Source organism: Actinomycetospora flava, assembly GCF_037400335.1.
GTDB classification, from domain to species: domain Bacteria; phylum Actinomycetota; class Actinomycetes; order Mycobacteriales; family Pseudonocardiaceae; genus Actinomycetospora; species Actinomycetospora flava.
This window is the reverse complement of sequence record NZ_JBBEGM010000007.1, coordinates 150,319-163,543: the sequence shown is the minus strand read 5'-3', so window position 1 is coordinate 163,543 and position 13,225 is coordinate 150,319. Positions and strand designations below refer to the sequence as shown.

Annotated in this window: 13 protein-coding genes; 10 read left to right on the top strand and 3 right to left on the bottom strand. The window is 76.1% G+C overall.

Annotation, left to right across the window (positions count from 1 at the left end):
• Positions 1–65: 65 nt before the first annotated feature.
• The 7 genes from WCD58_RS17875 (at position 66) to WCD58_RS17845 (ending at position 7,066) form a co-directional block, all read left to right on the top strand.
• On the top strand, positions 66–818 hold the full coding sequence (locus WCD58_RS17875; RefSeq protein WP_337704402.1) for a sugar phosphate isomerase/epimerase family protein: 753 nt from the start codon (positions 66–68) through the stop codon (positions 816–818).
• Between the two features lie 22 nt (positions 819–840).
• The gene (proC, locus tag WCD58_RS17870; protein WP_337704400.1) at positions 841–1,692 is read left to right on the top strand and encodes a pyrroline-5-carboxylate reductase; all 852 of its coding nucleotides are present in this window, start codon (positions 841–843) and stop codon (positions 1,690–1,692) included.
• Positions 1,693–1,987: 295 nt separating this feature from the next.
• A complete protein-coding gene (locus tag WCD58_RS17865) occupies positions 1,988–2,161 on the top strand; it encodes a helix-turn-helix domain-containing protein (protein ID WP_274234950.1) in 174 nt (57 codons plus the stop codon).
• Between the two features lie 127 nt (positions 2,162–2,288).
• Positions 2,289–2,390, top strand: coding sequence for a 30S ribosomal protein bS22 (locus WCD58_RS17860; RefSeq protein ID WP_010241351.1), 102 nt, complete (start codon positions 2,289–2,291; stop codon positions 2,388–2,390).
• Between the two features lie 66 nt (positions 2,391–2,456).
• A complete protein-coding gene (locus tag WCD58_RS17855) occupies positions 2,457–3,509 on the top strand; it encodes an NAD-dependent epimerase/dehydratase family protein (RefSeq protein ID WP_337704399.1) in 1,053 nt (350 codons plus the stop codon).
• Between the two features lie 56 nt (positions 3,510–3,565).
• Positions 3,566–4,630 (top strand): lysophospholipid acyltransferase family protein, encoded by a 1,065-nt coding sequence (locus tag WCD58_RS17850; protein WP_337704398.1) that lies wholly within the window; start codon positions 3,566–3,568, stop codon positions 4,628–4,630.
• A 459-nt stretch (positions 4,631–5,089) separates the two neighbouring features.
• Positions 5,090–7,066: a hypothetical protein gene (locus tag WCD58_RS17845; RefSeq protein ID WP_337704397.1), complete on the top strand. Its 1,977-nt coding sequence runs from the start codon at positions 5,090–5,092 to the stop codon at positions 7,064–7,066.
• A 283-nt stretch (positions 7,067–7,349) separates the two neighbouring features.
• Here the strand turns inward: WCD58_RS17845 and WCD58_RS17840 are convergent, their stop codons facing one another.
• From WCD58_RS17840 to WCD58_RS17830, 3 genes are all read right to left on the bottom strand, one after another.
• A complete protein-coding gene (locus tag WCD58_RS17840) occupies positions 7,350–8,465 on the bottom strand; it encodes an HAD family hydrolase (protein ID WP_337704396.1) in 1,116 nt (371 codons plus the stop codon).
• Between the two features lie 157 nt (positions 8,466–8,622).
• Entirely contained in the window at positions 8,623–9,933 is a 1,311-nt protein-coding gene (locus WCD58_RS17835; RefSeq protein ID WP_337704395.1) for a DUF5667 domain-containing protein, read from the bottom strand.
• A 124-nt stretch (positions 9,934–10,057) separates the two neighbouring features.
• The gene (locus WCD58_RS17830) at positions 10,058–10,762 is read right to left on the bottom strand and encodes a sigma-70 family RNA polymerase sigma factor (RefSeq protein ID WP_373696246.1); all 705 of its coding nucleotides are present in this window, start codon (positions 10,760–10,762) and stop codon (positions 10,058–10,060) included.
• An 827-nt stretch (positions 10,763–11,589) separates the two neighbouring features.
• On the opposite strand from WCD58_RS17830, the gene WCD58_RS33680 reads away from it, so the two are divergent.
• The 3 genes from WCD58_RS33680 to WCD58_RS17815 are packed head-to-tail and all read left to right on the top strand — an operon-like array spanning position 11,590 to position 13,180.
• Positions 11,590–11,952, top strand: coding sequence for a glutaredoxin family protein (locus tag WCD58_RS33680; RefSeq protein ID WP_373696239.1), 363 nt, complete (start codon positions 11,590–11,592; stop codon positions 11,950–11,952).
• Entirely contained in the window at positions 11,949–12,536 is a 588-nt protein-coding gene (locus WCD58_RS17820) for a hypothetical protein (protein ID WP_337704394.1), read from the top strand. The genes WCD58_RS33680 and WCD58_RS17820 overlap by 4 nt, the downstream gene beginning before the upstream one ends.
• A complete protein-coding gene (locus WCD58_RS17815; protein WP_337704393.1) occupies positions 12,533–13,180 on the top strand; it encodes a ferritin-like domain-containing protein in 648 nt (215 codons plus the stop codon). Before WCD58_RS17820 ends, WCD58_RS17815 begins: the two co-directional genes overlap by 4 nt.
• Positions 13,181–13,225: the final 45 nt, after the last annotated feature.

Sequence of the window (13,225 nt, the reverse complement as noted above, 5' to 3'; positions counted from 1 at the left end):
CCCGCCCGTCCCCTCGCGGGGGTCCGCCCGTCGCGCTGTCGACCGCGTCCGTGTTCCCCGAGGACATGGACTCCGCGTTCGAGATCGCCGCCGAGCTGGGCTACGACGGCGTCGAGCTCATGGTCTGGACCGACCCGGACAGCCAGCGGCTCGCGTCGGTGGCCCGCGCCTCGGAGCGCACCGGGATGCCGGTGCTCGCGGTGCACGCGCCGTGCCTCGCGATCACCCAGCGGGTGTGGACGCCCGACCCCGCCGAACGCCTGCGCCGCAGCGCCGTGCTGGCCGCGAGCCTCGGCGCCCCCACCGTCGTGCTGCACCCGCCGTTCCGCTGGCAGCGGCGCTACGCGCTCGGGCTGGCGCGCCAGGTCGACGAGCTGGAGCGCGCCCACGGCGTGCGCATCGCGATGGAGAACATGTTCCCGCTGCGCCGCGGGCGGCTGCGGTGGTCGAGCTACACGCCGGGCCACGACCCGACGAAGCCCGGCGCGCGGTGGTACACGCTCGACCTCTCCCACACCGCCACGGCGGCCGACGACGCCCTCGCCCTGCTCGACCGCATGGGTGACCGCCTGGTGCACCTGCACCTCGCCGACGGCACCGGCCTGGACCGCGACGAGCACCTCGTCCCCGGCCGCGGCACGCAGCCGTGCGCCGAGGTGTGCCGGCGCCTCGGGGCGGCGGGGTTCGACGGCACGGTCGTCGTCGAGATCAGCACCCGGCGGGCGCGCTCCCGCAACGAGCGGCTCGACATGCTCGCCGAGTCGCTGCTGTTCGCGCGCCTGCACCTGGGCACCGACCTGCCGCGCTCGCCGGTCTGAGCCCCTGGGGCAGGATCGCCCCATGAGCAGCCCCGAGACCACCACCGTGGCCGTCCTGGGCGGCGGGAAGATCGGCGAGGCCCTGCTGGGCGGGCTGGTGTCCGCCGGCCGCGACCCCGGGTCGCTCCTCGTCGTCGAGACCGTCGCCGCCCGGGCCGCCGAGCTCACCGACCGGTACGGGATCGCGGCCGTCGACGCGCCGGAGGCCGCGCGCCGCGCCGACGTGCTCGTCGTGGCCGTCAAGCCGGGCGACGTGCTCACCGCGCTCGACCAGGTCCGCGACGTCCTGGCGCAGCGGGACCGCCCGACCGTCGTCTCGCTGGCCGCGGGCATCCCCACGGCGGCGATCGAGGCGCGGCTGCCGGAGGGCGTCCCCGTCGTCCGGGTCATGCCCAACACCCCGATGCTCGTCGGGCGCGCGATGTGCGTGCTCTCGCCGGGGTCCGCGGCCGGGGAGACGGAGCTCGCCGCGGCCGAGGAGCTGCTCGCGGCCGTCGGGCGCACGGTCCGCGTCCCGGAGGCGCAGCAGGACCTCGCGACCGCGCTGTCGGGCTCCGGGCCGGCCTACGTGTTCCTGCTCGCCGAGGCGATGATCGAGGCCGGGGTGACGCTGGGTCTGGCGCGCCCGGTCGCGACCGAGCTGGTCACCGCCACCGTCGAGGGCGCGGGCGGGCTGCTCACCACGCCGGGCAGCGACGGCCGCGAGGGGGCGGCGCCGCACCCGGGTCTGCTGCGCGAGGCCGTGACGTCGCCCGGCGGCACCACCGCGGCCGCGCTCTCGTCGCTCGAGGCCGACGGGCTGCGCGCCGCGCTCGCGCGCGCCGTCACCGCCGCCCGCGACCGCTCGGTGGCGCTCGGCCGGCAGTACGGGTGACCGCCGGCTGATCGCGACGGGCGGACGGGAGGGATCCGTTCGTCGTGACGAGATCGTGTCGGGCGGTCACGGCGTGGACGCTTGACGCGCGATCCTGCACGGCCGCCGCACGAGCGGGTGAGGTCGAACCAGACGTCACACGCGTCCCGCTACCCTCACCCGCACAGCACGGCGTGTCGAACCGTCGGGAGGGGAAGCCCGGCGGCACGGCCTGTGCTCGAAAGGCGTGAGACCCATGCCCAACAACACGACGGGCCCCGGCCCGCGGCGGGCGGACGGAGACAACCTGGCGAGGGTGCAGTTCCTGACCGTCGCCGAGGTCGCCGCCGCCATGCGGGTGTCGAAGATGACCGTGTACCGGCTGGTGCACAACGGGGAGCTGCCTGCGGTCCGGGTGGGCCGCAGTTTCCGGGTGCCCGAGGACGCCGTCCACGAGTACCTGCGCGGCTCCTACTTCGACGCGGGATAGGCCGGCTGCGGCGAGACGATCGCCGCACCCCTCCACACCGGCCGTCACGGCGACGGCCGGTACGGTGGTGTGTCTGCGACCGGACGGTCGCCTGCTGACATCAAGAGCGGTTCACGAGAGGTTTCCTATGGGTTCGGTCATCAAGAAGCGTCGCAAGCGGATGTCGAAGAAGAAGCACCGTAAGCTGCTGCGCAAGACCCGCGTGCAGCGTCGCAAGCTCGGCAAGTAGGGCCGGGGTCCCGGCTCCCCGCCGGAAGGGCCCGCCCGTCCGCGAGACCGCAGGAGATGCCAGCTCATGTCGGAGGCGCCGTCCGTCGTCCTCGTCACCGGTGTCAGCCGCTTCCTCGGCGGCCACCTGGCGGCACGGCTCGCCGCCGACCCGTCGATCGAGCGGGTGCTCGGGGTCGACACGACGCCGCCGTCGCGTGAGATGCGGCGGCGGATGGGCCGCGCGGAGTTCGTGCGGGTGGACATCCGCAACCCGCTGATCGGCAAGGTCATCTCCACGGCGAAGGTCGACACCGTCGTCCACGCATCGCTCTCGGGCAACCCGGCGCAGGCCGGGGGCCGCTCGATGATGATGGAGATGAACGTCATCGGGACGATGCAGCTGCTCGCGGCCTGCCAGCGTTCCGACACGGTGCGGCGCCTGGTGGTCAAGTCCACCAGCGCGGTCTACGGCGCGAGCCGACGCGACCCCGCGACGTTCACCGAGACCACCGAGCCGAAGGCCATCCCGCCCGGCGGCTACGCCAAGGACGCCGTCGAGATCGAGGGCTACGTCCGGAGCTTCTCGCGGCGGCGCCCCGACATCCCGGTGACGACGCTGCGGTTCGTCAACCTCATCGGGCCGCGGATCGACACGTCGTTCGTGCGGTACTTCTCGCTGCCGGTGGTCCCGGTGGTGATGGGCTACGACGCCCGGGTGCAGCTGCTGCACGAGGAGGACGCGGTCGCGGTGCTGGAGCGGGCGGCCGCGCAGGACCTGCCCGGCGTGTTCAACGTCGGTGCGGCCGGGGTGCTGATGCTCTCCCAGGCCATCCGCCGCGCGGGCCGGGTGCCGCTGCCGATCCCGCAGCCCGCGGTGCCGCTCGTCGGACGGTTCACGCGGCGGGCCCGGCTCGTGGACTTCTCGCCCGAGCAGCTGCGCCTGCTCAACTTCGGCCGTGTCGTCGACACGACGAAGCTGCAGGAGGAGTTCGGCTTCACTCCGCGCTGGACGACGGTCCAGGCGTTCGACGACTTCGTGGCCGGGCGCAACCTGCGTCCGGTGATCGACCCGGCGACCTGGGGCCGGGCCCAGGACGCCGCGCTCACCGTGGCCCGTGCCCTGCCCTCCGGCACGTGACCGGCCCGCTCGACCCCGACCGTCCGTCCGCCCCGCGTTCCACCAGAGGTGACGTCATGCCCGAGGCCCGGGTGATCCCGCTGCGCTCCGACGGCGGACGCCCCCGACCCCGCTCGCGCCCCGCGCCGCGGCGGGCGAGCCGCCCGGGTGTCGGGTCCCTGCAGGAGCGCACCGCGGCCGCGCGCGGCCTGGAGCCGGGGAGCACCGGCGAGGTGGAGGCCGTGGACGTGGCCGGGACCGGCGCCGAGGTGACGACCCTGCCGGCGGCCGAGGGGCCGACCGATCTCGAGGCGCGCGTCGCCGAGGTCGGCGAGTTCCTCCAGCGCCGCGTGACGGGCCGCTACACCGTCGACGACTTCGGCTTCGACCGCGACCTCACCGAGCACGTGGTGATGCCGCTGCTGCGCCCGCTCTACGAGCACTGGTTCCGCGTGGAGACCATCGGCACCGAGAACGTGCCGGTCTCCGGCGGCGCGCTGCTGGTGGCCAACCACTCCGGCACGCTGCCCCTCGACGCCCTGATGACCACGGTCGCGGCCCACGACGACCTGCCCGTGCCGCGCCACCTGCGGATGCTCGCCGCCGACCTCGTGTTCGGCCTGCCCGGTGTCGGCGCCGCCGCCCGCAAGGCGGGGCACACGCTGGCCTGCAACGCGGACGCCGAGGCCCTGCTGTCGTCCGGCGAGCTCGTCGGCGTCTGGCCCGAGGGCTTCAAGGGCATCGGGAAGAACTTCGCCGACCGCTACAAGCTGCAGCGCTTCGGGCGCGGCGGCTTCGTCTCGGCGGCGCTGCGCTGCGGCGTGCCGATCATCCCGTGCTCGATCGTCGGCGCCGAGGAGATCTACCCGAAGATCGGCGACCTCGGCCCGATCGCCCGCCTGCTCGGCGTGCCGTACTTCCCGATCACCCCGACCTGGCCGCTGCTGGGCCCGCTCGGCCTCGTGCCGCTGCCCTCGAAGTGGTACATCGAGTTCGGCGAGCCGATCCCCACCGACGCCTACGAGCCCGGTGCGGCCGACGACCCGATGCTGGTGTTCAACCTGACCGACCAGGTGCGCGAGAACATCCAGCAGACCCTCTACCGCCTGCTGGCGGGCCGCCGGAACGCGTTCCTGGGGTAGCGGCGGGCGGGCGACACGTCGCCGTGCGAGCGATGCGGCATCGCCGGCGTCCCACGCCAGGAACGCCACATCCTCGGTGACGCGACACGCCGGGCGTCGCGACGCACGGGGTGTTGTCAGCCTGGCGGCCACGCTGACGTTGAACGTCAGAAAAGGCCCCTCGATCATGCGGGGACCCGGCGTCGCTGGTTCCTCGACGACGGTAGCGAGCGCCGCCGCACCGCCCCGCTTCAAGGGGCCCGGCCCGCTCGGCCATCACGGTCGAACGCCCACTTCGGCCATCACGGTCGAACGCCCACTTCGGTTTCGCCGGCGCGTCCGAGCGCCGTCGTCACCACGACGTCCGGCTCGACGTCGTGGGCGATACCGACGACCGTCGGCTGCCACAGCTCGGCTGGCTCGCGGCCCCGTGCAGCGGATCAGCCCGTCGGTGTCGGGGGTCGGCGGTAGTCTGGGGTCGTGTTCGAACAGGTGTTCGCATCGCTGCCGGAGGGGCTCGCCGACGCCCCTCCCGGCGCGGCGCTGGGTGCCCTGTTGGAGCAGATCGACCCGCGGGCGGTGTCGCCGCACGACACGGTGACCCTCGCGGCGGCGTGGCGCCGCCAGCTGTCGCATCACGAGGCCCGGTTCGCGCTCGCTGCCCGCGAGGTGGCGCGGGCCGACCCCGCCCGGCCGGGAGGGCGGAGTGAGGGCTACGGCGAGTTCAGCACCGACGAGTTGCGGGTGCTGCTGTGCGAGTCCCGCACCCGGGTGTCAAAGCTGCTGGGACAGGCCGACACCGCGATCGCGGCGATCCCCGAGCTGTGGGCGGCGTGGGACGCCGGGTTGATCGATACCGACCGGGTGCGGATCTGTGTCACCTGGACCTCGTCGCTGTCGGCCGAGCACGCCCGCCAGGTGGTGGTGCGGGTGCTGCCCGAGGCGCCGCGGCTGACGCTGTCGGGATTGATCGAGCGCATCAAGGCGCTGGCCACCAGTCTGGACCCGCAGTGGGCGGCCAAACTCTACGACAACGCGCGCCGGCAGCGGCGGGTGCGGGCGCGGCGCACCGAGTCGGGCACGCTGAACCTGTCGGGGCTCGACCTGCCCCTGGATGCCGGGGCGCTGTCGGCCGCGCACGTCGAGTCGCTGGTGTTCCGGGCGAAGGCGGCGGGTCACCCGGGGCTGATCGACACCATCCGCGCGGATGTCTACCTCGCGCTGCTCGGCCCCCGCCCGCAGGGCTGGGACGACGACGCCCTGGTCGCGCACGTCGTGGCCCACGCCGACCCCGCCGACCCCCGCGGACGGGTGACACCGCGCCATGTCGGCGCCCACGGCCCCGGCCCCGGCGGCGGCACCAGCGTGCGGGATCGCGAGCCCGACGAACCCGCACCCGACGAGCCCGCACCCGACGAGCCCGCACCCGACGAGCCCGCACCCGACGAGCCCGCACCCGACGAGCCCGCACCCGACGAGCCCGCACCCGACGAGCCCACCCCCGAGCGCTCGAGGCCCGACGAGCCGCCGCCCGGCGAACCGACGCCCGACGAACCGACGCCCGACGAACCGGCGCCGGAGGGATCAGGTGGCGCCAGCCCTTCCTCGCGCGGGTCGCGGCGCGGGCGGATCGAGATGCGGGTCGGGCTGCTCACGCTGCTCGGGTTCAACGAGAAGCCCGGCACGATGCCCGGCTACGGGGTCGTGCACGCACCATTCGCGCGCCAGTTCGCCCGCCAGCTCTGCGGCGCTGAGTGGCGGGTCGCGGTCACCGACGACGACGGGCACCTGCTGGCCGCGCTGATCACCCGCCGCCGACCACACGGGTACCGGACCACCCCCGAACCAGCACATCCCGCTGGACGTCCGGTGCTCGAGTTGCACATCAGCAAGACCGAGCTGACGCGGCGGCTGCGTGAGCCCGACGCGTGGGCGCCGGTCCTGGAGGACCTGCGCGCCCAGTTCGCGGCGTGGACCGGCCCGCCGACCTCGCCCGAGGAGGCGCGCCGCCGGTTCCCGTCCGCCGCGCTGGCCCGCTGGACCCGGATGCGCGACGTCACGTGCGTGTTCCCGCCGTGCGGGGCGTCGTCGCTGGTCGCCGACATCGACCACACGCTGGCCGTCACGGCCGGAGGGGTCACCCTCGAGGACAACCTCGACCCGGTGTGCCGCCACGACCACCGCCTCAAGCACGAAGGCGGCTGGCACCTGGCACAGCCCACCCCCGGGTCGTTCACCTGGACCAGCCCCACCGGCCACACCTACGACCGACCCCGCCGGCCCGTCGCCCCCGACGTCCCCGACCCCGCCCGCGGCGGCCTCGGCTCCCGGACCGCACCCCAGGAATTCGCCACCGACGAACCCCTGTGGACCAACGACCCCTACCCCGCCGATCCGCCGCGGCCACCGCCCGCGCCGACACAGGACTCGGCAGACGATGACGAGCCGCCGTTCTGAACGACGATGCCGACGCCGAAGCCCTGCTGAGCCCCAGCAGGCGCCTCGGCGCGGCGAAGCCGGCGCGCGTCCGGGTCCGGGATCGCGCGGCGACCCGGCCTACTCAGGGCGCCTTGCTCAGGGCGCCGCGCTCCCGGCGGGACGTCGGCGATACGGCCCGCTCCGGCGGTGCTGCGCCCACCGACGGAGCGGGCGCTGCGTCGGACGGGTCTGGCGCGACGACGGCGACCAGCCGACGCTCCCACAGCCGCGGAGAGCCGAGCAGCCGCGGCGCCGCGCGATGTCAGCCGACCAGGCGCTCGGCCAGTCGGGAGGCCGTCGAGCGCCGGCGGTAGGCCGCGCCCGCGACGACCGCGCCGGCGACGGCGCCCGCGCCGAGCACCGAGGGGACGCCGATCTTGGCGGCCTTGCGCCCGGACCGGAAGTCGCGGATCTCCCAGCCGCGGCGCCGAGCCATCGCGCGCAGGTCGGAGTCGGGATTGACGGCCACGGCCGTGCCGACCACCGAGAGCATCGGGGCGTCGTTGACCGAGTCCGAGTACGCCGCACAGCGCCGCAGGTCGAGCCCCTCGCGGGCGGCGAGGGCCCGGACGGCGTGGGCCTTGGCGGGGCCGTGGAGCAGCTCGCCGACGAGCCGCCCGGTGAACACGCCGTCCTCGCTCTCGGCCACCGTGCCGAGCGCGCCGGTGAGCCCCAGGCGGCGCGCGATGATGCGGGCGAGCTCGAGCGGCGTGGCGGTGACCAGCCAGACGCGCTGGCCCGCGTCGAGGTGCATCTGGGCGAGCGCGCGCGTGCCCTCCCAGATGCGGTCGGCCATCAGCTCGTCGTAGATCTCCTCGCCGAGCGAGACCAGCTCCGAGACCGACTGGCCGGCGACGAAGGACAGCGCCTGCTCGCGGTGGGCGCGCACGTCGTCCGGGCTGCCCTCCCCGCCGAGGCGGAACTTGAGCTGCTGCCAGACGAAGCCCCGCAGGTCGGAGCCGGAGAAGAAGTTCCGCGCCGCCAGACCGCGGGCGAAGTGGAAGATCGACGCGCCCATCATCATCGTGTTGTCGACGTCGAAGAACGCGGCGGCCGTGAGGTCGGGCGGCACCCGGGTCGACGGCGGGACCCGGTGGATGTCCGGAGCGTCGGCGGAGGCGGCCGCGGCCGCGGGACCGCCGCCGGCGAGCTCGCCGTCGGGCGCGCCCTCGACACCGGTCTCCTCGACGGGCGAGGACGGGTCGGTGGTCGGGCCGGCGCTCTCGGGCACCGTCTCGAGGAGCTCGGACGCGGTGGGCTCGCCCCGCGCCGGGTCCTGCAGCGCGGGATCGCGCAGCGCGGCCTCCGCGGACGCCTCACCCGCGAGCCGTGCCGCCTCCCGCTCCGCCTGCAACCGGCGCTCGCGCCGTCCTGCCACCGCCGGACCCTCCCGTCGCGTCCGTCCCGGGACCACGTCGCCGGGTGTGGGACGGAACCTCTCGACCCGGCGGTGTTCGTTTCACCCTAGACGGGACCCCCGACCGCGGGCGTGCCACGGACCGGGCTGCCGTCACCGCGCGGTGGGAGGCCGCGCGTCAGCCGAGGCTCAGACCGGGCAGGCCGGGGAGGAGCGGCGGGACGTCGACCTGCGGCAGCAGCGGCACCGGCAGCGGCACGCGCACCGGGTCCGGCGACTCGCGCTGCTGCTGACCGCCGGGCAGGAGGTCGTCCACCACGTTGTCGTCGTCCGCGTCGCGGCTGCGGCTCTCCGACTCCTCGGTGGAGCTGCGGGTGCGCGAGGTGGTCGTCGTGGTGGTCGTCGTGGAGGTCGGGCTGCTGGTGTTCGCGGCCTCGGTGCGCTCCGGCGACGCGGTCGACTGCTCGCGCGAGGTGTCGCACTCGCGGGACGGCACGGGGCCCAGGTCGTCGGTGACCGAGCCGGTCTCGCAGCGCACCGGGCCGCTGAGCGCGGTGGCGCGCTGGCCGAGGCGCTGGAGCATCTGCTGGGAGTCGGTGGCCGCGGCGCGCCCGTCGGTGTCGAGCGAGGGGCTCAGCGTGTCGAGGCGGGCCGACTGGGTCCGGGCCCACTCGGCGAGCTCGGCCGGGCGCGGGCCCGCCGGCTGCGACGCGAGCGGCAGGATCATCCGCGAACCGGTCCGGGCCTGCTCGCCGAAGGCCCGCAGGTTCTCGAGCACGAGCGCGGCCTCGTCGGGGCCGAGGCCCGCGGCGGCGGGGCCGCTGCCGGCGGCGGTGGTGGCGTCGCGCGCGATGAGGTCGGAGACCTCCTCGAGGCGGATCGCCGCGAAGTCGAGGTGCCGCCGGCCCTTGGCCTCCTGGCCGCTGGTCAGCCCGATCTCGGCGTTCTCCGAGGCCCGCTTGACGCCGTAGAGCATCTCGCCGGGCAGCGCGCCACGGCTGAGCAGCACGGTCAGGGCGCCGAGCAGCAGGATCGCGCAGGCCCCGGTGACGAACGAGGACATCACCCGTGACGCGGAGCGCCGCGGCTTGCCGGACGCGCGGCCGGCGGGGCGGCCGTCCGTGGGACGGGTGCCCGTGCGCGGCCGGCCGCCGTCGGGGCGACCGGCCCGGCCGGCCCCCCGACCGCCGGCCGGACCGGAGTCGGGGGTGCGCAGGACGCGCGTGCTCTCCCGGACGGTCGCCGTCGCGGGCGCGCCGCCGGTGATCTCGGCCATGACGGCGGCGCGCATGCGGGCGCTGGCCGCGCGGTCCGGGCCGATCGCGTCGCGGCCTGCGGCGCGCAGCGCGGCGGTGAGCTCGAGGTCGCGGGCGAGCTCGGGGTCGACGGGCGACCCCGCACGATCGGAACGCGCCGGACGCCCCGGGGCGTCGCGCTGCTCCCCGACGCGAGCGAACCGCTCGTCGTCCCCGTCGTGCCCGCTCGACATGCCGTCCGTCCTCATCGTCCGCGCGTCACGGTCCGTACGCGCCGTGCTCGTCGCAGGGGCAAACGAACGGACAGGCGACCGGTTACGACGATGCGGTGTGCGGTTCGAACCACATGGATGTGACTCACCGCAGCCCCTCGGGCAACAGTTGAGCGAGGCGGCGCACCGCACGGTGCTGGAGGGCCTTCACGGCCCCCTCGTTGCGGTTCATGATCTCGGCGGTCTCGGCCACCGAGAGGCCCTGCAGGAACCGCAGGGCGATGCATTCCTGCTGGTCGTCACCCAGGCGCGCGACGCATCGCAGCAGCTCGGCGTGGGTGGCGCCCGCGATGACCTCCGACTCGGGGCCGGCGCGGAAGGTGCTGGGCGCGACGTCCGCGACCTCGGCGGTGGAGCTCTCGAGCCGGTAGCGGCTGGACTTCACGTGGTCGAGCACGAGGTTGCGGGCGATGGTGACGAACCACGCACCGATGTCGCGGCCCTGGTAGCTCACCGACGTGATCCGGCGGTAGGCGCGGACGAACGTCTCCTGGGTGAGGTCCTCGGCGGCGGGCCGGTCGCCGAGGCGGAAGAGCACGAACCGGAAGACCGTGTCGTGGTACCGGTCGAAGAGCTGGCCGAACGCGTCGGTGTCGCCGGCCTGCGCGGCCCGGACGAGCGCCCACCCCTCGGCGGTCGAGCCGTCGTCGTCGGGGAGGTCGTCGGGCAGGTCGTCGGCGAGCTCGTCGTCGACGGCGTCCTCGGACCCGTCGGACCCGTCGGACCCGGCGTCCTCGGGCAGCGGCGCGGGGCCGGCGAGCGTCGCGGTCGGGTCACCCGGCGGCTGCATCGGCACGGCGGCCGTGGGCACGACGTCGGCGGCGCCGGCCGGGGGCGGGACGTCCGGGGGCACCGGGGGCAGCGGGCCGGTGCCGTTGCTGCGGGGCGCCGGGGTCACCGCGTCGCCCTGCGGGTCGGGCTGCGGGACGCCCATGGGGGGCGTGGGGCGCCCGCCCTGGGGCCGGCCGGTGCGCGTGTGGCCGTTCGGCGGCGTGCTCGTGTGCCCGCTCGGGGGCTCCGCGGACGGCGGCGGCCAGGTGTCCTCGCGCCGGCGCTGCGCCGGGTAGAAGGGCGCGGTCGGGGTGGCGCCGTTGGCGCGCGCGTCGATCACCGGCTCGGGCGGGGTGTCGGTGCCGGTCGCCCCCCGCGGCCGCCCGGTGGTGCCGGTGCCGCTGCCGCCGTGCCGCCTGCCGCCCCGCGCCGGCACGTGGCCGGCGCCGGGCTCGTCGGCGGGGTCCGGTGCCGCGCGCCTCACGGCGCTCCGGGCAGTGTCGTGGGCGGGCCCGAGGGACGCGGGGGACGGGGCGCAGCGAGGCCGCAGTCGCGCGCGCACGTCCGGCCGTGACGGCCGGCAGCGTCGGACATGCCCTCTCCCTCGATCGACCTCTCGACCCGGATCCCCCCGTGGAGGGGGCGCTGCCGGGGGAGCATACGTGCGGCGAGATCCCCCCTCGCACCGGCGCGCCCCCGGACGGGGCGACCCTCTCCGACCTGCACCGACGGTGCGACGAGCGGCCGTTCGGGGGTATCCCGGGGCTCCGCGTGGGGCCCTGACGACCGTGCGAGACTGCCGCCGGGCGGTGCACCGACACGGTGCCGGAGGGAGGCGACGAGCCGGTGGCGGACGAGCGGTCCGACGAGCGGGCGACGACGTCGGTGGGCGGTGCGACGGGCGGTCGTCCCGGCGGGTCGACCGCCACCCCTGTGTCCGGATCGGATGACGGGCGCGTCCGTGTCGTCGTCCTCGTGCGGGCCGACTGCCGGACCTGCGACCGGATGGAGGGCGTGGTGCGGGAGATCTGCGGGCGCGCCGGCGAGGAGCACACGGTGGTCGACGTGGACGCCCCGGGCACCGACCCCGAGTGGCGCGCCGAGTACGGCGACCGCATCCCGGTCACGCTGGTCGACGGCGTGGAGGTCGGGTCGTGGCGCCTCGAGCCCGACGATCTCGTCCGCGCCCTGGCGGGGGAGGCCCCGTGACCGCGCCGGTGCCGGCCGACGTGCCGATCCTGCAGACCGCGTCGTCGCTCGTGGTGCTCTCCGCCGACACCTACTCCTCCCTGCAGGCGCTGCCGTTCGGCGGCGGGCCCTCGGCGCCCGCGCCGCTGCGCGACCTGCTCGCCGCCGCGCTCGACGCGCTGGCCCGGGCCCGCACGGACCTCGCGACCGCGACGCGGCGGGCCGGCGGGCGGGCGCAGACGAACGCCGACCCCCGCTACGCGCCGGTCGTCGAGCAGGCGCTGCCGACCGTGCGCGGCCCCGGCGACGTCGTCGGGCTCGCGCTGACCCTCGAGGACGTCCTCGCCCAGACGCTCGTGAGCGACGTCGTCGAGCTCTCGACCCCCGAGGTGCGCCGGACCGTGGCCGGGCACGCCGCCGCCGCGGCCCGGCGCAAGGCCCTGCTGCTGACCCTCCAGACGCTGCTGTCCACGGGGCGGACCGAGCTGGTCGCCTCGCCGCCGGACCTGCAGGCCCTCCCGCCGTCGGCCGGGACCGTCGGCTTCCCCGACGTCCTCTTCCCGACCGAGAAGGCGTCGCCGGCCACCGAGGGGGCGGTGCGATGAAGCGGCGTCACTTCCTCCTCGGCCTCGGTGCCCTCGCGGGCGCCGGGGCGCTGGCGGCGTGCTCGAACGAGGCCCCGGCACCGGCCCCGCCGTCCGGCGCCCCGCCCGCCCCCTCGACCACCACGAGCTCCGCGCCCCCGACCTACGAGGGCGAGGCGGCGCTGGTCGCGCTCGGCGCCGCGGTGTCCGCCCTCGCCGGGGAGCTGCTCGGCCAGGCCGCCGCCGGCGCAGGCCAGGGCCGCTACGGCGCGGTGCCCCCCGTCGTGGCGGCGTACCTCTCGGGCGCGGCGGCCCAGCACGTCGCACACGCCGAGGCGTGGAACCGGCTGCTCGTCGCGGGCGGCCGGACCGCGGTCGACGGCGCCCCGCTGACGATCGAGCCCACGCTGCGCGCCCGCCTCGACGCCGCGCGGGCCCCGGTCGACCTCCTGGGGCTCGCCGCCGACGTCACCGGCACGGTCGCGGCCACGGTCACCGCGATGGTGGGCGAGGTCACGGACGCGGCGGCCGTCACCCTCGCGGCGGGTGTCGGCCCCGTGGCTGCCATGCACGGCGCGACGGCGGACTTCCTGCTGGGACGGCCGCCCACCGCACCGGACGACCCCACCGCCGGAGCGTTGGGTCCCGACGCGCTCACCGTCTGACACCTGCTCCCACCGGACGGCGCACGAGGGGTGCCGGGCACCGCG

Excerpts from the sequence above, each read along its gene's own strand:
- WCD58_RS17875 (WP_337704402.1), top strand. The coding sequence starts at position 66 with ATGGACTCCGCGTTCGAGATCGCCGCCGAGCTGGGCTACGACGGCGTC.
- proC (WP_337704400.1), top strand. The coding sequence starts at position 841 with ATGAGCAGCCCCGAGACCACCACCGTGGCCGTCCTGGGCGGCGGGAAG.
- WCD58_RS17860 (WP_010241351.1), top strand. The coding sequence starts at position 2,289 with ATGGGTTCGGTCATCAAGAAGCGTCGCAAGCGGATGTCGAAGAAGAAG.
- WCD58_RS17855 (WP_337704399.1), top strand. The coding sequence starts at position 2,457 with ATGTCGGAGGCGCCGTCCGTCGTCCTCGTCACCGGTGTCAGCCGCTTC.
- WCD58_RS17850 (WP_337704398.1), top strand. The coding sequence starts at position 3,566 with ATGCCCGAGGCCCGGGTGATCCCGCTGCGCTCCGACGGCGGACGCCCC.
- WCD58_RS17835 (WP_337704395.1), bottom strand. The coding sequence starts at position 9,933 with ATGTCGAGCGGGCACGACGGGGACGACGAGCGGTTCGCTCGCGTCGGG.
- WCD58_RS17830 (WP_373696246.1), bottom strand. The coding sequence starts at position 10,762 with ATGCAGCCGCCGGGTGACCCGACCGCGACGCTCGCCGGCCCCGCGCCG.
- WCD58_RS17815 (WP_337704393.1), top strand. The coding sequence starts at position 12,533 with ATGAAGCGGCGTCACTTCCTCCTCGGCCTCGGTGCCCTCGCGGGCGCC.